The 21,474-nt window shown below is 30.3% G+C and carries 20 protein-coding genes; 5 read left to right on the top strand and 15 right to left on the bottom strand.

Annotation, left to right across the window (positions count from 1 at the left end; translation table 11 throughout):
- The first annotated feature begins 152 nt into the window (after positions 1–152).
- Positions 153–1,505, top strand: a complete 1,353-nt coding sequence (locus BUB65_RS02575; protein ID WP_073071898.1) for an ATP-binding protein — start codon at positions 153–155, stop codon at positions 1,503–1,505.
- A gap of 233 nt (positions 1,506–1,738) precedes the next feature.
- On the opposite strand, the gene BUB65_RS02570 is transcribed toward BUB65_RS02575, so the two are convergent.
- The 13 genes from BUB65_RS02570 to BUB65_RS02515 all read right to left on the bottom strand — a co-directional run bounded on the left by BUB65_RS02570 (position 1,739) and on the right by BUB65_RS02515 (position 15,591).
- Positions 1,739–3,133, bottom strand: coding sequence for an ATP-binding protein (locus BUB65_RS02570; protein WP_073071896.1), 1,395 nt, complete (start codon positions 3,131–3,133; stop codon positions 1,739–1,741).
- A gap of 751 nt (positions 3,134–3,884) precedes the next feature.
- Positions 3,885–4,505, bottom strand: a complete 621-nt coding sequence (locus BUB65_RS02565; RefSeq protein ID WP_073071894.1) for a DUF3226 domain-containing protein — start codon at positions 4,503–4,505, stop codon at positions 3,885–3,887.
- A complete protein-coding gene (locus BUB65_RS02560) occupies positions 4,502–5,584 on the bottom strand; it encodes an AAA family ATPase (protein WP_073071892.1) in 1,083 nt (360 codons plus the stop codon). The genes BUB65_RS02565 and BUB65_RS02560 overlap by 4 nt, the downstream gene beginning before the upstream one ends.
- Positions 5,585–5,839: 255 nt before the next feature.
- Complete coding sequence (locus tag BUB65_RS02555; RefSeq protein ID WP_073071890.1) at positions 5,840–6,280, bottom strand: protein-export chaperone SecB; 441 nt, start codon at positions 6,278–6,280, stop codon at positions 5,840–5,842.
- Positions 6,277–6,660, bottom strand: coding sequence for a helix-turn-helix domain-containing protein (locus BUB65_RS02550; RefSeq protein ID WP_073071888.1), 384 nt, complete (start codon positions 6,658–6,660; stop codon positions 6,277–6,279). The genes BUB65_RS02555 and BUB65_RS02550 overlap by 4 nt, the downstream gene beginning before the upstream one ends.
- The gene (locus BUB65_RS02545; protein ID WP_073071886.1) at positions 6,653–7,066 is read right to left on the bottom strand and encodes a hypothetical protein; all 414 of its coding nucleotides are present in this window, start codon (positions 7,064–7,066) and stop codon (positions 6,653–6,655) included. Before BUB65_RS02545 ends, BUB65_RS02550 begins: the two co-directional genes overlap by 8 nt.
- Positions 7,067–7,714: 648 nt before the next feature.
- Positions 7,715–11,230: a P-loop NTPase family protein gene (locus BUB65_RS02540; protein ID WP_073071884.1), complete on the bottom strand. Its 3,516-nt coding sequence runs from the start codon at positions 11,228–11,230 to the stop codon at positions 7,715–7,717.
- Positions 11,128–11,403, bottom strand: a complete 276-nt coding sequence (locus BUB65_RS02535) for a hypothetical protein (protein ID WP_073071882.1) — start codon at positions 11,401–11,403, stop codon at positions 11,128–11,130. Before BUB65_RS02535 ends, BUB65_RS02540 begins: the two co-directional genes overlap by 103 nt.
- Before the next feature lie 207 nt (positions 11,404–11,610).
- Complete coding sequence (locus tag BUB65_RS02530) at positions 11,611–13,482, bottom strand: DUF4209 domain-containing protein (protein WP_073071880.1); 1,872 nt, start codon at positions 13,480–13,482, stop codon at positions 11,611–11,613.
- An 88-nt stretch (positions 13,483–13,570) separates the two neighbouring features.
- Complete coding sequence (locus BUB65_RS02525; RefSeq protein WP_073071878.1) at positions 13,571–14,017, bottom strand: hypothetical protein; 447 nt, start codon at positions 14,015–14,017, stop codon at positions 13,571–13,573.
- A 304-nt stretch (positions 14,018–14,321) separates the two neighbouring features.
- Positions 14,322–15,032, bottom strand: a complete 711-nt coding sequence (locus BUB65_RS02520) for a hypothetical protein (protein WP_143606648.1) — start codon at positions 15,030–15,032, stop codon at positions 14,322–14,324.
- Between the two features lie 91 nt (positions 15,033–15,123).
- Positions 15,124–15,282, bottom strand: coding sequence for a DUF3644 domain-containing protein (locus BUB65_RS08550; RefSeq protein WP_407701160.1), 159 nt, complete (start codon positions 15,280–15,282; stop codon positions 15,124–15,126).
- Positions 15,283–15,384: 102 nt separating this feature from the next.
- Positions 15,385–15,591: a hypothetical protein gene (locus BUB65_RS02515; RefSeq protein WP_073071874.1), complete on the bottom strand. Its 207-nt coding sequence runs from the start codon at positions 15,589–15,591 to the stop codon at positions 15,385–15,387.
- A 454-nt stretch (positions 15,592–16,045) separates the two neighbouring features.
- On the opposite strand from BUB65_RS02515, the gene BUB65_RS02510 reads away from it, so the two are divergent.
- Both BUB65_RS02510 and BUB65_RS08545 read left to right on the top strand, forming a co-directional pair.
- On the top strand, positions 16,046–16,231 hold the full coding sequence (locus BUB65_RS02510; protein ID WP_073071872.1) for a hypothetical protein: 186 nt from the start codon (positions 16,046–16,048) through the stop codon (positions 16,229–16,231).
- Positions 16,195–16,434 (top strand): hypothetical protein, encoded by a 240-nt coding sequence (locus BUB65_RS08545; protein WP_407701161.1) that lies wholly within the window; start codon positions 16,195–16,197, stop codon positions 16,432–16,434. The genes BUB65_RS02510 and BUB65_RS08545 overlap by 37 nt, the downstream gene beginning before the upstream one ends.
- 604 nt (positions 16,435–17,038) lie before the next feature.
- Here the strand turns inward: BUB65_RS08545 and BUB65_RS02505 are convergent.
- Positions 17,039–19,423 carry a glycoside hydrolase family 38 N-terminal domain-containing protein gene (locus BUB65_RS02505; protein WP_073071871.1) on the bottom strand — a complete coding sequence of 795 codons (2,385 nt, stop codon included), beginning with the start codon at positions 19,421–19,423 and terminating at the stop codon, positions 17,039–17,041.
- A gap of 9 nt (positions 19,424–19,432) precedes the next feature.
- A complete protein-coding gene (locus tag BUB65_RS02500; RefSeq protein ID WP_073071869.1) occupies positions 19,433–20,431 on the bottom strand; it encodes a lipocalin-like domain-containing protein in 999 nt (332 codons plus the stop codon).
- Positions 20,432–20,653: 222 nt separating this feature from the next.
- Between BUB65_RS02500 and dps the strand changes: the two genes are divergently transcribed.
- Positions 20,654–21,202, top strand: a complete 549-nt coding sequence (dps, locus tag BUB65_RS02495; RefSeq protein WP_073071867.1) for a DNA protection during starvation protein — start codon at positions 20,654–20,656, stop codon at positions 21,200–21,202.
- Entirely contained in the window at positions 21,199–21,432 is a 234-nt protein-coding gene (locus BUB65_RS02490; protein WP_073071865.1) for a cytochrome b5 domain-containing protein, read from the top strand. Before dps ends, BUB65_RS02490 begins: the two co-directional genes overlap by 4 nt.
- Positions 21,433–21,474: the final 42 nt, after the last annotated feature.

The raw sequence follows: 21,474 nt of genomic DNA, 5'->3' as shown, positions 1-21,474 counted from the left end.
CCAGAATGACAAAAGGAATCCAATCTATCCAACCTCTCTAACAGTTGCTAACTCTCGCCAATCTTTTCAATCTCTCTAACGCTCTTTACTAAAGATATCTTTAGTAAATATATCTTTAGTAAATTATGATATAATTCATTTGAGGTGAAAATATGTTCATAAATAGAAAAAAGGAAAAGGAGTTTCTTGAAAAGAAACTTTCCAGTAAAAAGGCTGAATTGATAATAATCTACGGCAGAAGAAGAGTGGGAAAGACCTTTCTTCTTGAACACGTAGTAAAAGACGGCCTTTTTTTCACCGCAAACCTTTCTGGAAGTACAATGTTAATGAACAGATTTCTAAATGAAATAAAAGAACTCATAAACCTTCCTGAAACTCTCAAAATTAGCTCATGGGAAGAATTTTTCTCTTTTTTAAATATGGCAATTGATGCGGGAAAAACTACTTCTGTTGTTATCGACGAGTTTCAATACATTCCTTACAAAGACGATACTTTTCTATCTATATTTCAAAGATGGTGGGACAAAGAATTTTCAAAAAAAGGTGTAAAGTTCATTTTTTGTGGATCATACAGCGGCATGATAGAAAAAATCGCTCTTTCACAAAACAGCCCAATATATGGCCGCAGAACAGGACAATACAAAATATCTCCTATGGATTTTGAAGATTCCGCAAAATTCTATAACTTCAAAACAAAGCAAGATTATATTCTTGCATATAGCGTCACAGGCGGTATTCCGCTCTATCTTCTTGAATTTTCTGGATATACCAGCTTTTTTGATGCATTAAAAGAAAAAATTTTGACTCCCGGAGAATTTTTGGTGGAAGAGGGAAAGTTTCTGACTCTTGAAGAATTCAAAAAAGACCCATCAAACTATTTTTCTATCTTAACTGCCATAGCAAATGGAAAGACCACACCAAATGAGATAGCAAATGAAAGTGGTATGGAACATAAAAATATAGGTACATACCTTTCAAGACTTCTTGAACTTGAGCTTGTAAAAAAAGAACAACCATTTTCACTGAAAAGACCACGAAAAAAAGCATTTTATTACATAAACGATGAATACCTCAGGTTTTATTTCCGTTATATTTATCCCTATCAAGAAATGATATACAGAGGCCTTGGAAACAAACTGCTTGAAAAAATAAAATTCACCATATCTCAACATGCGTCCTTCACATTTGAAAAAATCTCAAAACAATACTTTAAAAAACACACTGGTGTTGAAAAAGCGGGAAGATGGTGGGATGCTGGTAATAAAATAGATATTGTTGGCATTAAAGACAATATCCTATATGTCGGTGAATGCAAATGGACAAATAAAAAAGTTGATGAAAAAGTTTTGAATAATCTTCGAAAAAAAATTCCATTTCTTCTAAAAGACCTCGAATACGAACCGGCAAAAATCGTTTATTATTTATTCTCAAAAAGTGGTTTCAAAAATTTAAAAGAAAGCGATGATGTAAAATGTATAGATCTAAATAAAATAATTCCTCAATAGCAAAGAAAATGTTATTCAACCTCTTTCGTCATTCTGAGGAGTGTAACGACGAATGGAATGTCGTCCTGTGCAGAGCGCAAGCGTAGTCAAAGGATCTTACTTTACATTCGAAAAGTCATTCAAGATCTTTCGCGCATACGTGCTCAGAATGACAAAAAGGTTCCAGTCTATCCAACACTTGCTAACTCTCTCTAACTCTTGCCAATAATAACGTCTTTTTTATTTCTCTATTTTCAAGAAAGATTAATCAAATCATTTAAACTAAACAATAGGATATTTCCACTAACCTTTGAAAAATTAACAACTTCATCGGTAAAACCATTTTTTGAAAAAAATACGTAAAATTTGTTTTTAAAATCAAACAAAACGCTTTTGTCTATCATTTTTTTTACAATAGACATATCAACCAAACCATTTTTCCATTTGCATTCTCCAAAAAGGATATTTTCTTTATCATAGGCAACTATATCTATTTCCTCTTCTTGTTTTTTTATAGGATTATTTCCCCACCATTTTCCTATTCTTTCAAAAACAAATGGTAATTTTCCATTTTTATTCATCTTTTTTAGATATTCAAAGGCTATATCCTCAAATACAAACCCCAAATAATCATTTATAAACGGTTTAATCTTTTTCTCTAACACAGTATCCAACAATTCTTGTTCAATTAATTCCCTATTTTCAAAGACAAATCTGTACCAAAATCTGAAAAAATTGTCTTTAATTTTAAAAATGCTGCTTCTTCCAGTTTTGCCTATTGGTTCTGGTTTGATTTTTTCAACTATTTTCAAATTAATTAGCGTATCTATATATTTCGAAACCTTGGCATTATTAACTTTTATTTTTGTAGCAATTTCATTTAATTTTGTTCTTCCAGTCGCAATTGCTTCTAAAATAGAATTGTACAACATTGGCTCTCTTAACTCTTCACGTAACAAAAATCTTGGTTCTTCGTATAGATAAGATGATTTATTTAAAATTTTTTGTTTTACATTTTCAAAAACATACAAATTTTCATCAAAAGTTATTAGATATTGAGGTGTTCCACCTAAAATCCCATACACACTAACTTGACTTTCCAAATCATACTTTGGAAAGAACTTTTTACTATCAAAAAAATCAAATGGAGTAATTTCAAATTGTGCGGTTCTCCTACCATACAATGGACTTTCATATCCTAAAACCTCTTTTTCCATAAAACTAACATACGAACCACAGATAATCAAAAATAATTTAGTATTTTTTAAATGATGATCTATCAATTTTTGTAAAATCGATGGTATACTTTTGTTGGAATTTACAAGATATTGAAACTCATCTATTACTATAACCAACCTTTTTTCCTTTGACCTTTCACCTAAAAAATTAAATGCCTCTTCCCATGTCTTAAAACTACTCAAACCACTTAAATGGAAATATGAAAAAACTTCTTTTGAAAACTTCTCTAAAGATATACTGTCTACAGATTCATCTGCTACATAAAAAATACAAGGTTTTTCTTTGCAAAACTCTAAAAGTAAAGTAGTTTTTCCAACTCGTCTTCGACCATATACAACAACAAATTGAAATTTATCCTCTTTGTATAACTCATTCAAAGTTTTCAATTCTTTTTCCCTACCCACGAACATATTACCACCTCATTTATATACTTATAAGTTACTAACTCATAAGTAAGTAACTCGTAAGTTAGTAATATTATACCATAAAATAACTCAAAAATACAAATAAAAATTAAAACTCCTACTTTGTCATTCTGAGCATTTGCGAAAGGTATGCCATTCTGAGGAACAGGCGGGCGAAGTGAATGTCATCCGAAAGGAGCAGGCAGGCAAAGGATATGTCATCCTGAGCACGTAGTGCGAAAGGTACGTCATCCTGAGGAACAAAGCGTCGAATGGGATGTCATCCTGAACGCATGTGAAGGATCTTATACATTCGAAAAATCATTCAAGATTCTTCGTCACTTCGTTCCTCAGAATGACAAAAAAACACTAACCTCGCCAAACTGCCAACCTTTCCAACTCTCTCCAACCTCTCCAACACTCTCTAACCTCGCTAATTCTTATAGGAATTGTCATTTGTTTTTTTGTCACAACTGTCACAATTTGTAGACAGTTGTCACATAAGTCACAGATAAGATTCTTTACCTTTCTGCTCCTCAGAATGACAAAAAGAGAGGGAACTACTTAAAACAATAGAAAAGGGAAACTTTATTTAAAATCCTTTTTCCACATTCTATAATGACATAAAATTGGGACTGCTATATAAAATTATTAAAAGAAGAGTTGGAAATATGAAGTATTATCACTAAAAATAATAAAATTGTGGTGTAGTTATAGAGATACACCTAACTCAGCACAACTTTATCATTACATTTTTTTATCTACAAACCATACGTTTTAAAAATTCTTTTATGTTATCAAATACCGATGCTTCAAGATCTATATGTTTCCTCTTAATCGATACATCAAAATTTCCGGAAGGCTCGTGTTGCACTGCTATGTAACAATAAACAAATGATTTCGCTTCATTTTTGGGATTAAAACCTAATTTTTCTGCACAATTTATGTACTCTTTAATACAGTTCAAAACATTTTTATCAAAAGATCTTATAATTAAATCTTCAATAGTACCAGGATTCTTACAATCTGGGAATAAAAATATTCCCACCTTAATCTGTCCATTATTTGTAGGCTCACCTGGCCTTTTAGGCAACGGTAAATTAGCTTTTTTTAAAGCTGATAAAACACTTTTAAAAGTGTTATCAGGTGAATCATCTGCATCAAGGATAATCAATATATTTTTTACTTTATCAAATCCACTTACTTTTACTGCTGCTGGCAATACTTTATTTAGATTATTTTTACCATTTAACTGTATAATTTTATAATCTTCTATCTCTATTTTTTGCAAAAGTCCTCTTAAAAATTGTTCGTCGTCTTTTCCTTCAACAAATATTATTGTCGATTCATTAATTTCAGTGGGAAATACTTTTTTCATCTGATTTCAAATCCCATCTCTAATGATGTCTCAAGTTCATCTTTTGAGTAGTCTATTACCTTTATATCTTCTTTTATTTTTTCCAATCTGTAAAGTTTAAAATCATATTCTTTACTTTTTGAAAATGCTCTGTGAGCTGCCGCTAAGCATTCATAACTGTGAGTTGTTGCAAAAACTTGAACGTTGAATATATTCGCTAACTTTGAAATAGATAACCAATAATCTTCCAAAATTGAATAGTGGATACCATTTTCTATTTCATCTATAAGCAAAACACCATCTCTAACACTAAACATGGACAATCCTATATCTATTGCTTTGACCAACCCATAGCTAAGATAATAAATAGGAATCAATCTTTTCATACCAATGTCTGCATGCAAAATAGGAACATTTCCAACAACCAATAACTTTATATCCTTCAACCTTGGTTCAAAAATTTTAAGCAAATTAATAATTTCATTCATAAATTCTCCATTCATTGTCAATTCACTAAATCTCTCTGCCATTTCCTGGAAAGAACTTCTTTTCATAGCTCCAAGAAAAACACATGGAAATGAAGGTGGTAGAGGAACGGGAAACGAACTTATTCTACCTTGATCTATTATCATGTAAAAATTACGCTTTTCACCTTCAGATGTTTCACTTATAAGTTCTAATACCTGTATAGCTTCAGCTGATAAATTAGCTCCTCCAAAAGTTGTTTTTCGAATATTTTCAACAAGTTTTATCCTCTTTTCTATATTAAGACATTTTAAGATTGTCTTGCGGTGACCTTTTTTATTATTGCTAATAATTTCTATTGGAACATCAATTTTATATTCATTGAACAAGGAATTCCAAGGTGTTTCAGATGATTTTAAAGGATCAACTTTAAACACTTCTACACCTCTAAAATGATTAACTCTGAAGGCTAATTCAGGATTATATCCTCCAGAATGAATAAAAATGGCTTCCAATATTGCTGTTTTTCCAACTGCATTTTTTCCAACAAATAAATTAACTCTTGAAAAATTGTTCAATTTTAAATCTTTGAAACCTCTAAAATTCTTTATTTGTAAATACTCATATTTTAACATCTAATCACCACCGTAAGCTCCTACTGTTCACCAAATTAGATTATATCATATCTTATAAATGTCATGTTTCCACATTGTCATTCTGGACGAGGTGAAGAATCTTATTTTTCTCTCGATGATCAGTTAAGATTCTTCGCGCATATACGCTCAGAATAACAAAAAGGAGAATTCTTTGGGATGAACGTAGGGATATTCCTCATAGTATTATCTTTTGTCATCATGAATAAAAACCCTTATTTTTAAATCTTAACAAATTCATTCCTTTTTTTGAGAATTTTGCTCATAGGTTTTTAAAAGATTTATCAAAGGCATGATGACAGGTATGTTACCACTTTGAGAAGTAAAAGAAATTATTACACTTCTTGTTATCATTATCAAATTTGCAAAGCCACTTGTGGCACAAAGACTCAAAAAATCCTTTTCATTTAATTTTGTAGAACCCGCAAAAAGCCCCGTAATAGAACATCTAATTTTTGTAAGGATTGTTCTTCCTTTTTTTCCATTTATTTGTAAAGCCAAGTCTAACCGAACAAAATATTTACCATGTTCATCATCTTTAACAATTTTTCCAATTTGAGGATTAACTCTTACTTCATATTTTATATTTTCTTCTTTAGATTGTAATAAGTTTACATATTCAAATTTTGTAATTTTATAATCTAAAAATTCTATGTCGCTTTTTTGAGCTTTCATCATGATACTCTCTCCCAAATTTTATTAATAGAATCTATTTGATATTTATCTAAATCGCTATTTTTATCAACAACAATATCAAAGATGTTTTGAACTTGTTCTTTGGATTTTATTTCAAATTCAGCATCTAAAGCCTTTAAAACTTTAAAAAGAAATTTAAGAGTAGGATTAGAACTAAAACTTTCAAACCTTGAAATAGCACTTTGTTTTGTTCCGATCTTTTTTGCTAAATCTTTTTGAGAAAGCCCTTTTTCTACCCTCAATTTCACTACTTGAGAAATTAGTTTAATAAGAAAATTTTCAAATTCTTCTTCTTCATTAGAAGCTTTCAATTCAAATCTTTCTAATTCGTCATTATCAATTAATTGTTTCAATTTACTCATTCCATCCAGCCTCCTTTTTTAATCTTTTTAACTTGTTTCTAGCAGGTTCTAATCTTTTAGGTTCTTTTTCTGTTTTATACTCCGCATCAAGAATCATTATTTTTTTATTATCCGGAAATATGGTAAAATAAACTCTAAAAACGCCCTCCTTACTTTGTTTGGGTACACGTAATTCATAAAAATTTGATTCCAATACAACTATCTTTTTCTTTTTGTTATTAAAACCACGCTCTTCTTCTAAAACACTAAAGATGTAATCTGCTCCTATTAAATCCATTTTAGCTAATTCAACTTCCAATCTTTTAAAAAGTTTTTTATTTTTATTTTTAAACTCTTCTTCTATTAGCTTTTTCAACCTATTCGAAGATGATGAATTATCATCTGGAAAATATCTTATAAATCCCATGTCCGTCCAACTCTCCCCTATTATATAACATATATGTTATATTCACAACCTGGAAATACTGAAGATTATACACAATTAAACCATAATAAATAGAAATAATTTGCATTTTCATTGTAACTCATATATAATACCTTATTTTAACTTTCAATTTTTTTATGACACTACCACCTGATTTATTATTACAAATAACCTTTTTACCTATCCTTAACAATGTTATAATTAATAAATGCATGTAAACAATCTTGTATTCTTGAAATAACATAAGCGAATGTAAAAGTCAAGAAAAATGGGGTCTGTTTCAAAAATAATAGAAATATATTCTTAAGATTCTTCGTTGCTAACGCTCCTCAGAATAACAGAAAGAGGGGATGTCATCCTGAACGTAAGCGAAGGATCTTAATTTTTTCCTCATCGACAGTCATTTCAAGATTCTTCGCACTTACGTGCTCAGAATGACAAAAAGGTTCCAATATATCCAATACTTGCTAACTCTTACAGGGATAGTCATTGGTTTTTTGTCACAAGTGTCACAATTTGTAGACAGTTGTCACATAAGTCACAGATAAGATTTTTCTCTTTTCTACTCCTCGGAATGGCAGAAAAGGTAATAAATATTATGTAAAATTGTTTCCCGTCTCATTTATCATTTTAAAGAAGTTTAACAAATTCTTTTATTGCTTTTGGAAGTTCTGGAGCTAAGCCTTCAAGTGCCTCAACGAAATCTTGCTCACTTGGTTTTTTAAATACTTCTTTAAATATTTTTGGTCTTTGTTGTTTGAGCTTGTGAGAAAACTCATTGAATTTTTCAAATATTGAGTTGATCTCTTCTGCAACTCCTCTATTATCTTCTGTTTCGCGAGCTTTCCTTGTAATATAATATTTGAAAGTTTCCAAAAACGGTTTAAGAAATAAATCATTTTGAATCAAAAGAAAATCAGTTATTATTCTTATATTCTTAAATTTTTCGAGATTGTTTATGAGCCCATTAAATATATATTTATGAAGGCCTTTATTTAGTTCTATTCTGTTTTTTACGCAGCATTCATAAAAAAATGAATTAGTAAATAATGTGGTTTCATAAAACTCTGGTTTAGAATTTAATTCATTCTCAAATTTTTCAAAAATTGTTTTATCTCTATTGCTTAATTCAAATAAATAACACCATAACTTTATGTTTGCATCTTCAAGTCTTATGTCGCACGAAGAAATAAGTGATGGTGTATACAGTTTTTTGATAACTTTTTCTATGTTTTCTTTTGAAATCCCACATTCTATTAAAAAAGAATAAAATTTAAGGATCCAGCATAGATTAGTTTCCTCAGTTTCTAATAAATATTCATAAATAGTTTCGTACAAATTTTTTATAGAAGAAATTCCCAACTTTGAGGATATCTTTTTGTAAACATCAGAAATATTTTCAGTTTTGCAAATATTGTCTATTTCAGGAGAGTATTCTTTCATATTATCAACGATAAAGTTTGGAACAGCTAAATTGAAAACATTGTTTATTGCTTGTAATTCAGAAGTTTTATCGAAAACTAAAAGAAACAGAGCAAGAAGGGAGGCAATTTTGATTTTCTCCTGATTTTGAGGAATTGAATTAAATAGATTAATAGAATCTTGAACCAAATTCCTTATAATATTGTTAGTCCGCTCATTTTCTTTTGAATAAAAGTAAACATAATAGGTCAGAATAAATTTAATATATTCATACAAAACAGAAGAATTAACAGTATTATATGTTCTTAAATTTTGTTGAAATATACTAGAAAATTTACTTAGAATAAGACTTATTATATATTGTTCTTCTTCCAGCTCTATAAGGTAATTTACTATTAAACCAATCCCCTTTAAAAAGTTAAGTAGTTGGGCATACTTGTCCTCCTTTTCTGCACTACCAATATTTGTTTCATACAATTTTAGAGACTCTTCTATCATAGTTTTAGTTAGATTCATAGTTTTTATCAATTGTTCTAATTGTTCTTTGTGTTTAAGCTTCCTCTCTTTAAAGAATTCTCCTATAAATTCCAGAATTTTATTAACATGTTTTGCATCGTTTTCAGGATTAAATACATTTTCCTCTAAACTGTTTAGAATTTCTGGAGTAAATGATTCATTTTCTAATCCCTTTATTAATCCTGTTACAATTTCACCCTTAAATTCTGAAAACTTTAAAATAGTGTTTATTAAGTTAATGTTAGATTCCTTCTGAATAAACATAATAGATTCCAAAACATATTTCTTATTAATAAGTTGCTTGTCAAATTTACTAAAAATCTTATCATCAACTAAAAAAACAAAACTTTCTGGTTCTTCTAATTTGTTTATCAATATCTCAAAAAAGCTTTCTTTTACTTTTTCATATAGATCTGGAAATATTTCCTTTAAATCTTTTAAGTATTTTCCATGACTAAGTATAATTTGTGGTTCATTACTATATATTTTATCTATAATCCTGTTAATAAGGCTTTCAATTGCCGATTTAAAATTTTCTTTAAAAGAATCAGGAACGTCCGAAACAATCTCTTTAAATTGTTCATCATAGAAAGGTTCAGAAAATATTTTTTCGAGTTTTGGAAGATTTAAAACACGAAAAGCATTTTCATAATTTGTATTGTGATACAAAGCATAAATCCTGTAAACAAGTTCTTCAAAATCAATAAAACTATATGTAGTATATCCTTTTTCCAAAAGATATAATTCAAAAATAGATTTGTCATCTTTGAATTTTTCAATAAAAAATTTTTCTACTTCATCTGAACTGTTTAAAATTCCATATGTTTTTAGAGCAGAAAACAAAGTATAAGAGAAAAGCTCTGAATTTTTTTGAGGGGTATTTAAAGATTTTAGATTAATAGTTGGTGGTATAATTGTGATAAGGTTGTTTAAAAATTTTTTAATTTCCCTAGGAGTTGGTGGTACAAATTTTGTATCAATTTTAAAATGAAATTCTTTTATTTCTTTTTCATTATTCTCTTCGTCATTATTTATATTCAAATCTGTTTTTTCACTATTATTAGCATAATTGACATAGTTTTTGAAATCAATCGCAATGTGAATAGATATTTCAAAAATATAAGACGGGATATCAAGCCCCAATTTTTTTTGGATTTTTTCAAAATAACTTTGCCAACTGCCATAAATTGGTTCAGGAACATAAAATTCCTTTTTAAATAGTTTGTTAAAGTAATCATACCCTCCTTTGTCCTTTCCTATTCTAATTCCATCTGGATCAAACGGTATTATGTAAAATACATTTTTTTCCTCTTGAGGTTTTTCCTCAACTTCATCTGAAACCATAAAAGGTTTCAAAGTTGCAAAAACTTCATCTACTTTATTTTCTGGAATTCTGTCAACATTATCAATCACAATAATAATTTTTCCATCATATACTTTTCTTATACACTCTAATATGCTCAAAAATTCTCTTTTGAAATCCAAAGAATTATTATCCAAAGTTCTCGTTTCTTCGAGTTCTTTAAATTTACCAATTAAAAGTCCACTATACATAGACACAATTGAAGTGATTCCTTCATCCTCTTTTAAGGTTTTTACAAACACCAAAAATGGGGTAGTAAAATAAATAATAAACGCTCCCACTAATATTATTTTTAACATTATTCCTAATATATTTTCATTTCTAAATATTCCACTAAAATTTAAATACACTATAGAACTACCCAACCAAATAAAATATAGAGTAAACCATATTTTCAAAATACGCTGGTTATGACTTTGTACTTCTTTCAGCCCTCTAAGATAATAAGTAAGAATAATTGTTAATGGAAATGAATATATTGAAAGTAAGCTTAAACTTCTTAGAAACCCTAATGATAAATAACCTAGAAATACACTTATAAGACTTGGTACAATGGTTAGCATTAAAATTATAATAAACAAATGAATCACTGCACTCTCTTTATTTGGTTTAACTGTCCTTTCAAGTTCTCGTTTCTTTCCCAAAATTTCAAGTCTTTTTCCTTCATAACTCACTTTACAATCTTCACTATTTTGAAAAACACCTTTTTCCTTAAACTCATTCCAACCCCAATCTAAGAATTTTAAGAGAAAAGCCTGTCTGAATTTATGTCCAAGTTCTGCCCATACATCAAATACAAATACTTTATAATTATAATCTCCTTCATAGCCTCTTTTTTTAACCATTTCAATAATACTAGATTTTCCACTACCCCATTTCCTTTCAGAGCAATTGTTGTGCCACTCTCAATATTTTGAACAAAATTTGCTATTTTTTCAGCTATTTCCTCATGAATTTTAAAATGATCCTCTGTCGTTGGATTATCTGAAATGAATAAAAATTCATCCTTTTTTCCCATTCTAAATCGCCCCCTATACCCCTTGTGAACCTGTCTTTATAATTCTCTTCCTTTTTAATTAACGCGTTTGTTAATCATTTCCTGTTTCACATAATAATTTTAACAACCATAGTTTTTCCTTAAATATTTATTCTTTATTAACTACAAACATTCATCTTTTGAAAATTATTAAAAATAATCTCTAAAAAACATAAAGCATCGTAATTTTCATTCATTATCACATAAATTAGTATCTTCTTTTTTGACAAAATCATATTTACCAATCCTTAGCAGTGCTATAATTAATAGATGCATATAAAAAATGCTATATTCTGGAAATAACATGAGCGAATGAGCGACTTTATGTCTCAAATTGTAACCCGCTTTTTCTACAAGTAAAAATTTAAAAAATAATAGATCATCTTTATCAAAAAGTTCTTTAATAACATCTTCATGCAGAAGTGCATGTATATCTTTTTCCCTTACAATATTCTTACCTTTGACTTTGTAATATGTTGGTTCACCGAAAAATTGACAAATATCTCTAATTAACCCTTCAAATTTAAGAGTAAGTGAATCAATACTGAGGACTAAATTTGGTAAACAATCAGGATTAACAAAAAAATATTGCATCTGAAGAAAATACTCATTAAGAGCAGGAGCTATCAAACTCAACCAATTGTATTCTATTGTTTGATTTGCTACTTTGTTGGTGATAGTTTTACCAAACCAGGAATATTTGCTAAAAAACTCTAATAAAATTTTAGTAGATAGTTTGCTTTTTTTAATAGCAGAAAAAAGAATTTCATTTATTAAATAAATTTTTTCTATTTTTAGTTGTAAATCGTATAATTGAAGAATATAAAAATATTCTCTTTCTTCATCGTTAGAAAACAGTTGAGCAGGATGCCCATTTTGATCAATTATCTCTTTTGAAATTAAATTTTGTAAAACAAATTCTTCACTGTAGTTTTTAACAACCTTGGCTATGTCTTCATACTTTGGAAGAATCTCTTTATTACACATTAAGAATTTTATAATTTCTTCAGGTTCCTTTTGAGTGACTTTTTCAGCTATTTGCTTACAACTTTTTATATGTTCCGTTAAATTTATAGTCGTTGCCAATTCAGCAAATTTAATTGTGTTTTTTAATTCAAGATATTTCTTTTCTAACTGATTAATTTTACTTTCATCTTTGAGTTGTTTATAATATTCTAAAGCTTCCAAGCAAAAAGTTAGAGCAGCTATTTTATTTTCAACTAATTCTGCTTTATTCATAAGAATTTCATAAGATTCTGCTATTTTTTTCTCCCAACTGTTCGTCTTTTTTCCAAGTTTTTGAGAAACTCTTTTTCCTAACTCAAGCATTCTAATTGCTCCATACATATTTCCCGACTTTTTTAGGCTTTCTGTTATTTTACAACATATTTTTTCAAGACCAACAAAATCATATTGTTTAAATCTCTTTTTGTCATCCAACATCAGTTTAATGAGATTAAACCTTAATACAAATGAAGAACTGCTTTCAAAATTGAATGTGCTTATTAACCTTTTAGTCTCTTCTTTGAGCTCTTCAATTTTATAATTCACTTGAGCACCAATAAAGTAAGCATTTTTAATTGCGTTGAGAACATATAAACCATAATGTTTCTGAGGTTCTTTTATATCTTTTTCTTCGTAAATTTTGACAAGCTCTAAATAAGAATCTACGGCTATTTTTGCATATTTTGTATGTTTTTTTGGAGAACACCAAAGGATATGCGAATATCGGGCTTTAAGCATGGGATTAGAGGTGCTACTTAATCTGTTAATAAGATATTCATACGTTTCTTCTATAAATCTATTAAAAGTAGGATACTCAATAATCTCTCCTCTTTTATTAGTTCCAATAAACATTGGTTCGGCTTTTCCCTCTTCAAGTATAAAACTAAAAAAGTCTACTTCCCATTGGACTTTTTTAGCTTCTTTAGTTTTATTTTCTTTTAACTTTAAATCTCTTAGTTTTAGAAATAAGTTTCCAATTTGTTGGGGATTTTCATAATTCATAGCATTTTCTTCTAAATATTTATATAATGATTCTAAGTTACTAAAGTTGTTCACATTATATCACTCCTTCAATGTTTTAATATCAGTTGTTATAAAGTTTGAAACTTGTTATCTTTGCACTATTACTTTTTCACTGGATTAGTTAAAAATCCAAAAATTCATCTGTTCCATCAAATTCTTCTATTTGTGCCATAACATCATTTATGTCTTCAGCTTTTAATCTATCAAAAACATGAATAGCAAAGGCCTTTATGGTATTTCTTATTTCTCTACTCCATCCAGAACCAATTCTTATTCCCTTAAAAATTTTATTTTGTGGAACATGAATTACTCTAAATTCACTGTCCTTTGTTTTTTCATAATTTCTTAAAATTTCATTACCGATGGCATAAAAAGCTTTTATATGTTCATTTTTCCAGTTGCTTGAAGAAGGTAGCACATAATAAAAATATTCTTTATTTCTCCATCTTGTTATAAAATGAAGCTTTAATGTTATTAAAATTTTCTTACTATATCCATCGTTTAAAGGATCATATACATAAACTTTTGAAATACCTCTTCCATCATAAAACTCAATATTTTTAAACATCTTCGGTTGAGATTCAAACAGTTCAACAAATTTATTAAAGAGTTCTATATTCTTATTCTTTACATTTACTGTTCTATATGCTATATAATCGGTCTTTTGAAGATATCTTAATGAGGTGTCTTTATCAAGGGTTTCTATGTATATTTTTATAGCTTCATAAAAAGATAAATAAAACTGTGAAATTATAGCTTCTTTGTTCGCAAACCTTCTTTAAATCGTTTCATGTTTATCAACAGGTCTCGATATCAATGTTGAAGTAATTTTGGTATCATATTCATTATCTGACATATAACTCCCTTCCCTATTAATTCCCTTTAACATATTCTTCCAGAAAATGTATAGAAGCAGTTTTAATATAATACGCCAAAATTATCGAGGTATATAGATATTGCATATCTCCACTTGCCCACAACGAAATCCAATATTTATTGTTTATATTCCAATCGATTCTTATTTCTACAATTCCTCCAGTAATATATTTCCACATTTCCTCATCATCCAAATTTAAATTTCTTTCAAATGTTTTTTTAGTTCCTTCAAATGATATTCTTCCTGTACCATACTCTTGTTCAATTTCATGCTTCAGTTGGTTAAAAAATTGATTTATCTCAGAAATCTCATAATTTCTAAAATTAACTCCATAAATCCCAGCTATTAACACATCATCATAGAAGTCATACATTACAACTCCTTCCTTTTCAAAAATGTTTTTGATATAAACCAATCGTACATACTTTCCCTTTTTATCAAAATACTTCGGTTCTCCTTTTGTTTCATAAACCTCACTTAAAGTAGTTTCAGATAATACAAACTCTCCAAATTTCAAAGATGAAGAAGCTTGTAAATCAACCTTTTCCTCCTTTTTAAAACTTGAGAAAAAGCTGACTATTTTGTTATAAATAAATTTCACTTCCTCAGCATATTTGGGAAACATTATTATATTCCAGAAAAACACAAATACAATTAAAAACACTAATGATAAAATCATTCCTATTTTTCGTAAAATATATATCACTCCTTTAATTGGTATTTACAGAATTAACTTAAAAACAACTTCATACTTCATATTACTTCTTTAAAAGGAATTTATCTCACACCATCAATTTTTACATATTTCCATTTTTCTTATAAAAGTACTTTATGTGAAAAAGAGAAGTCCAGGCAATAATCATTAGAACTATGTACCTATCAGAATGAAAAATTGTATTCAGTTTATTGTAAACCTCTACTGGCAGAAGTACTAATTTGCTTGATTTTTGAAGCAAAGTTGCAAGGCCCCCTCTTTCTAAAAACCAACTTCAAATTTTTAAAGAACATTTAATATTTTTCTCCTACCTCTGAAAATTTAACTTTTTTACCAATTTACATTACTTTGCTATTATTCTGCCTACAAAACCATCTATTATTTTTTTTATCATCAAACATACAAAACGTAGGTTCTCTTTCCTACCATAGCTTCCAAAATTTGCGTATATTATCTTTCTATCAACCGTTTCTTTCTTTAGTTCATAAGTATGTTTCAAATACAACAAATATTTTTCCAACCCTTTTCTTAAAAACTTTTGACCAAACACAACAAACCTTCTACATCATATTCTGAATAATCTCCAGTATATTCTTTACTAACAGGAAAGAACAATTGAGATTACTGGTTATTCTAAATTATTCGTCATTACCAGATAGGCCTAAAAGGAAAGGAAGGATTGATTTTTACAAATTACTTGATATAACTGTTTCATTTATCCCTATCCCCCCTGTATTTTATAACTCCCCCATTACTATATTAACATTTTCATATTGACAAAGTCAAATTTTAACAACTCAAATATAACAAATTGTTAATAATCATTTTTATAATAACAAACTCCTATATTTAGATTTTTTACTAACACGCTCCTCAGAATAATGAAAAATCCCAACAGTCCCCAACTTCTCTATACTTTCACCAATACTGTCACTATTTGTAAAAAGTTATCACATAAGTCACAGCTTGTGTTATAACTAATCCAAACAGCAGATATTATCTTAATGATAGCAAGAAACAAAAACGAAACAAAAGAAATCTTTCAAGCACTTTATAATACCTCTTTATCTTCAAAAAATCCACTTGTTAATAGAGATGAGAAAATAAACTCTCTTAACAATACAGGTAATATTGCTGTAGAAACTATTAAAAAATCACAAAAAAACATTTTGAAGGTTCATTACAACTAACAGAACTTCAGGAAATAGTATTAAATATAATAGCACAATGCAGCAGCAACAGAAACATACTGGTAAAAAAATTAGAAGAAAAAGGCATAAAAAAACAAACAGCATACACCTATATAAATCGTTTAAAAGAAAATGGATTAATTATCGAAAGAAATGGAAAACTAAAAGTTTCAGGTAAAATATTCTATATAATATCCAAGTAGTATTCAAATAATCTGTCACAACAGTCACAACTTGTAGACAGTTGTCACATAAGTCACAATAAGATTCTTCACCCGCTTGCTACTCGAAATGACAAAAAAGAGTGCTTCTTCTTTCATTGTCATCTTGAGCAAAACAGTAACGGAATCGAAGGGTAGGTCACCCTGAGAACGAAGTGAAGAATTTCTCCAAAAATTCTTTAAGATTCTTCACCCACTCGTTCCTCTGAATAACAAAAAAGGAATTTCTTAGAATGAAAAAAGGATATTTCTCATGGTATAACCTTTTAATTGCCATAATGAGTGAAAAAAACTTATTTTTAAATCCTAACAAATTCATTCCTTCTTTGGGAATTTTGCTTAGTGGAAAAATTCATAACAGAAAATTTCTTGCCAAATTTATATAATTAATAGTCTCTGCTTTTGATTCAAGCATGAAAATTTAAATTAAAGGCGTCAGAAATCACCTAAAAATTTTCCAAAATTCTACCTACATACTTGAGCAATTTTTACTAAACACCGCTTCTCAATAAAAATACTAACATTTACTCTTCTCTCAAAATCTTAAGAAAGCTTACCATGTTATTTTCTACTTGTTATGGTTGTTTTAAAAGCCATCAACAAACCTCACTGTTGCAACTGCTCTATTCATTTTAAGATAAACCACACCATCTGAAACTTTTAATTTTTCTATATCGCGTTCTCTTGCGTTGCAAAGGTATGCTTCTTTGAATTCAAAATTTGGTATTATCTTTAAAACCTCATTCACGCCAAAAGGAGCATAAAATCTTGCAATTATTCCATTTCCTTTGAAAGCTCTCTTTACAGAAACTGTTAAGACCTCATTCGGGTAAACTTTTATCAAAGAATCAAGCTCTCTTTTTAGCTCTTTATAACCATCTTCCCAAGGAAACGATAATTCTTTCAGAGATTGTATTACTTTCTCTTCAACATCATCCTTTTTATCAACCAGCATCACACCATAATCTACCACTTCATGTTTATGTTTTTTCAAACTCACAGGATTGGCTGGAAGACCTATTATTCCAAAAGCTTTCTCCCTTTGAGCGCTTCTCATAAGAGAAATTTCTATCCTTCCATTTTCCTCACACGAAATAGCCCCCGGAAAAGATTTAAATATGACAAGATGATAACTTTTTGCTTTAAAAAACGCAAACTCGTTGAGCGGCCAGAAGGTGGGTGCATATATTTTTTTACATGGGCGGTGTATGACGCCTCCCGGAGCATGCATGTATATACCATGAAAAGATGCTTTAAAGTTAAAACGAGCGGTAAGTGTATAGCCTTTTTTCAACTTTCCTTCCACTCTGAAATATATTATTGGATCTTCGTTCTCTATCCATATCCTTTTTTTGAAAACACTTCCTAAAATGCTAACAACACTGACAATTTCCAAAACATTATTATGTTCTATAACTTTTGTTTCGTAAACTTTCACCGGCATTTCAACTTCTTTCCAAACGCCCCCTTTAAACTCATATCCCATTCTCCAAAGTCCCCCAGAGTCGCGGTAAAGAGCATTATCGTTTGAAGGTAAATTTAAAAGATTTTCTTTACCTTTAAAACAAAGACGTGTTATAAGAGAATTCTTTCTATTAATCTCAATTTCATAGTGCATAGTTTCTATGAAAATTTTCTGACCATTCTCTGAAAATTCTGGGCAAGATTTAAAGTTTTCTTCTTTTTTAGAGGCATGCTCATTAACTTTTGCAAGAATTTCTTCTAATTTCTCATCTGCGTCTTTTAACCATGGAAGCTGCTCCCTTTCAACAACTTCGTCAGTAGATGTTCCGGTTATAAAGTCGTGGTGATTGGAAAGAGAAGCTATCCACCAAACCTTCTTCAGCTTCTCCCAATCGGATCCATTATAGTTTTTTGAATAAATGAGCATCTTTTCAAAAAGAAGCGCTTTTTCCACAAGAGAATGGGTAAGTTTTTTAACCTCTGGTCTTGATACGTAAAAACCGGTCCAGTAAGGATTTGGATCCACTTCAAAGACAGGTAATTTATCCTCATGAAACCCAACAAGGGTAAGATAATCATCAAGGCCTGCAACTACGGTCCATATTCCCGTCTTTGAATAATACTCTCTGTTGTAGCGCTCAAGTAGCTCTACAAGATCGGAAATTGGCTCTACAAAATCGAATCCTATTGGGCATAGCATGTATGGCGTTTTGCTGAAAGGTTCTAAGATCCTAACATAATGGTGAACTTTGCGGGCAATGTAACATCTTGCCTTTAAAGGAATTGCAAATCTTGCAAGATACACCCTGCTTATTCCTATGTATGAGAGCATGTCACCCATACCATAGGTAAAAGCATTCCAGTGAGCAAGAACTTTTCCTCCATTTTTGTCTTTCCAGATAAAATCAAGAGTTCTTTCCTTCTTTAGCAAAATTTCTGCCGTTGAACCTTCTCTTGGAAAATTTTTCCTGCTTTCAAGATCACAACCTGGAAAGTACATTCCATCCACACGAGTTATAGCCGTCTTTTCAAACCCTGCAGCGTTTAAAAGGGATGGAAGAAAAGGTGATGCTCCAAAGCTATCGGGGAAATATGCAACTTTAGGTTTTTGAGTCATTTTGTTCTCTTCAAGCCAAAGCTGCCCAATCAAAAAATCTCTTAAAATAGACTCTACTTTTGGAAGAATGGTATCTGCCGAAGTTGGTGCGCTGCTCATAAGGCGAAGCCTTCCCTCGTTAACAAACCTTTTTACAACTTCTCTCTTTTCCGGATTTTTATCCCAATACATCTTCAAAAAGAAAATGTTTTCAAGTGAGTAAATCCTTCTTGGATTTTTTTCTAGTTCCTTAAGTGCAAGATCAAGGTTTTTCTGGACAAATCTTTCAAAATACTCCTCTGATGTGTAGAGCCAGTTTGGATCCCAATGGCTGGATTCGGTGAAAATAAGCACCCTCTCTGCGTCATTTGGAATTCCAAGGCGCCTCCTTACTTCAAGTTCTCGTGTCATATTTCACCTCTACGATTTTTTCAAAAGATTTTTTATACTTGGCTTTTTCTTTTTACTTCTAACTCCTGGAAGAAGTTCAACAAAAGCATAACCAACGTGTTTTCCATATAAATCAATTACCTTTGCCATAAGCTCAAAATACGCTATGTTAACTTGACCATCCATCATGGGAACTACTTTGTAAAATTCTTCCTTTACGCCTGGAAGCATAACATCCCACCCAAATGAAAAAACATATCCATCTACCTCTACAAGTTCCTTCTCTTTAACCGTAAAATCGCAAATCCTCTTGCTCTTTCCATATTTGTCAACATATGTTCCATCCTGATATGGATGCTGTGGAAAGGAAAAGAGCATAACTTCCTCATCGTCAAAAAAGCGAAGAGAAAACCACTCCCAGTGCGTTGCAGGATCAACAATGTTAAAAGGTCCCCATTGTCTGTCAAACCATGATTTTCCGTGGACATCAAATTTTCTTTTTTCTTCTTCAGACTTTATAATAATCCTTCCTTCTGTTGGCATATTCGTAAAAGAGTAATAAACAGTTCTTTGCTTTGAATCTTTTGGAACGCCCATTATCAAAACTCCATTATCTCCATGCCACACTCCGCCTTTCCCATAACCAAGTTTAAGCTCAAAAGAAAATTTATCAGTACTCACCCAAAGATTCATTCCATCCTTTGATCTCTTTAAAACGGCATAAGGCAAAACATCTATGGTCCTCTCGTCTTTAAATACTTTTCTTTCAAAAAACAATGCCTTTTGTTTAAAATAGTGCTTCTTTCGTGAAATATCTGTGAGAGCAAGCTGGAGCACTTTCAGAGTGATACCATACACTCTGGCTCTAAGAAACGTGTATTGATACGAAAAGATTCTTTCTGGACTTTCTTTATCCACAAGATACCCTGTGATATACCACCATCCAGAAACCCCTTTATGAGGAAACCATTCTTCTTCAAAGTTTTTGTGATCTTCCTCTTTATATGGTATTAACAAACGCTTTCTCATACTTACCATCTCCTATGAAAGTTTATATTCTAAAAAACGTTCGGTAAACACTATGTAAATTAGATAAATATCTGATAACTTTTTATTTTAATTATACACTTATTCACAACTAATACAAAAACATTTGTAACATTGGTTAAAATGATTCTATTTTAATTATTTTTTTAATTAAAAAAATGTTATAATAGATTTGTTAACTTTTTTATGAAAGAAGGTGCTATCATGGCAAAAGTAACAAGGGAAATGGTGGAAAGGGCAGGAGTTGATGTGGACCAATTACTTGAGCTTCTTGTAAAAAACGCAGCAGCAGAGCTTACAACTTACTATTACTACACGATTCTCAGGGCAAATCTCATTGGAATGGAAGGAGAAACTCTAAAAGAAATAGCAGAAGTTGCAAGGATAGAAGATAGAAACCACTTTGAAGCTCTCATTCCAAGAATTTATGAACTTGGTGGAAAGCTTCCAGATGATATGAAAGTCTTCCATGACATGTCAGCATGTCCGCCGGCAAGGCTTCCAGAAAACGTAACTGCAGAAAATATCTTAAAAGTTCTCGTGGAAGCTGAAAGGTGCGCCGTTCGTGGATACACCCAGATATGCAACATGACCACCGGGAAAGACCACAGAACCTATGATCTTGCCCTTGCGATACTAAACGAAGAGATAGAACACGAATCATGGTTTTCTGAATTCCTTGGAGAGGGACCATCGGGACACTTCATGAGAAGGGGAGAAACATCACCGTTTGTTTCCAAATTCCTAAAATGAGAGTTTTTACAAAAGAAGAACTTTCAAAATATAATGGAAAGAACGGCTATCCTGCTTATATAGCTTACGAAGGTCTTGTTTACGACGTTACAGAAAGCTTTTTGTGGAAAAATGGAAAACATCAGGCACTTCACAAAGCAGGACAGGACCTGACGGAAGCTTTAAAAAACGCTCCTCATGGAAAAGAGTTTTTGAAAAAATTTCCAGTTGTTGGTATTTTGAAGGAATGAAACTTATCAAAATGGAAAAAGGTGGAATCTTCCACCTTTTTC

Source organism: Thermosipho atlanticus DSM 15807 (assembly GCF_900129985.1).
GTDB lineage: Bacteria > Thermotogota > Thermotogae > Thermotogales > Fervidobacteriaceae > Thermosipho_A > Thermosipho_A atlanticus.
This window is presented reverse-complemented; position numbering and strand designations above follow the sequence as displayed.

Coding starts and splice junctions, on each gene's coding strand:
- BUB65_RS02575 (WP_073071898.1), top strand. CDS start 153: ATGTTCATAAATAGAAAAAAGGAAAAGGAGTTTCTTGAAAAGAAACTT.
- BUB65_RS02570 (WP_073071896.1), bottom strand. CDS start 3,133: ATGTTCGTGGGTAGGGAAAAAGAATTGAAAACTTTGAATGAGTTATAC.
- BUB65_RS02565 (WP_073071894.1), bottom strand. CDS start 4,505: ATGAAAAAAGTATTTCCCACTGAAATTAATGAATCGACAATAATATTT.
- BUB65_RS02560 (WP_073071892.1), bottom strand. CDS start 5,584: ATGTTAAAATATGAGTATTTACAAATAAAGAATTTTAGAGGTTTCAAA.
- BUB65_RS02555 (WP_073071890.1), bottom strand. CDS start 6,280: ATGATGAAAGCTCAAAAAAGCGACATAGAATTTTTAGATTATAAAATT.
- BUB65_RS02550 (WP_073071888.1), bottom strand. CDS start 6,660: ATGAGTAAATTGAAACAATTAATTGATAATGACGAATTAGAAAGATTT.
- BUB65_RS02545 (WP_073071886.1), bottom strand. CDS start 7,066: ATGGGATTTATAAGATATTTTCCAGATGATAATTCATCATCTTCGAAT.
- BUB65_RS02540 (WP_073071884.1), bottom strand. CDS start 11,230: ATGGTTAAAAAAAGAGGCTATGAAGGAGATTATAATTATAAAGTATTT.
- BUB65_RS02535 (WP_073071882.1), bottom strand. CDS start 11,403: ATGGGAAAAAAGGATGAATTTTTATTCATTTCAGATAATCCAACGACA.
- BUB65_RS02525 (WP_073071878.1), bottom strand. CDS start 14,017: ATGTTTAAAAATATTGAGTTTTATGATGGAAGAGGTATTTCAAAAGTT.
- BUB65_RS02510 (WP_073071872.1), top strand. CDS start 16,046: ATGATAGCAAGAAACAAAAACGAAACAAAAGAAATCTTTCAAGCACTT.
- BUB65_RS02505 (WP_073071871.1), bottom strand. CDS start 19,423: ATGACACGAGAACTTGAAGTAAGGAGGCGCCTTGGAATTCCAAATGAC.
- BUB65_RS02500 (WP_073071869.1), bottom strand. CDS start 20,431: ATGAGAAAGCGTTTGTTAATACCATATAAAGAGGAAGATCACAAAAAC.
- dps (WP_073071867.1), top strand. CDS start 20,654: ATGGCAAAAGTAACAAGGGAAATGGTGGAAAGGGCAGGAGTTGATGTG.
- BUB65_RS02490 (WP_073071865.1), top strand. CDS start 21,199: ATGAGAGTTTTTACAAAAGAAGAACTTTCAAAATATAATGGAAAGAAC.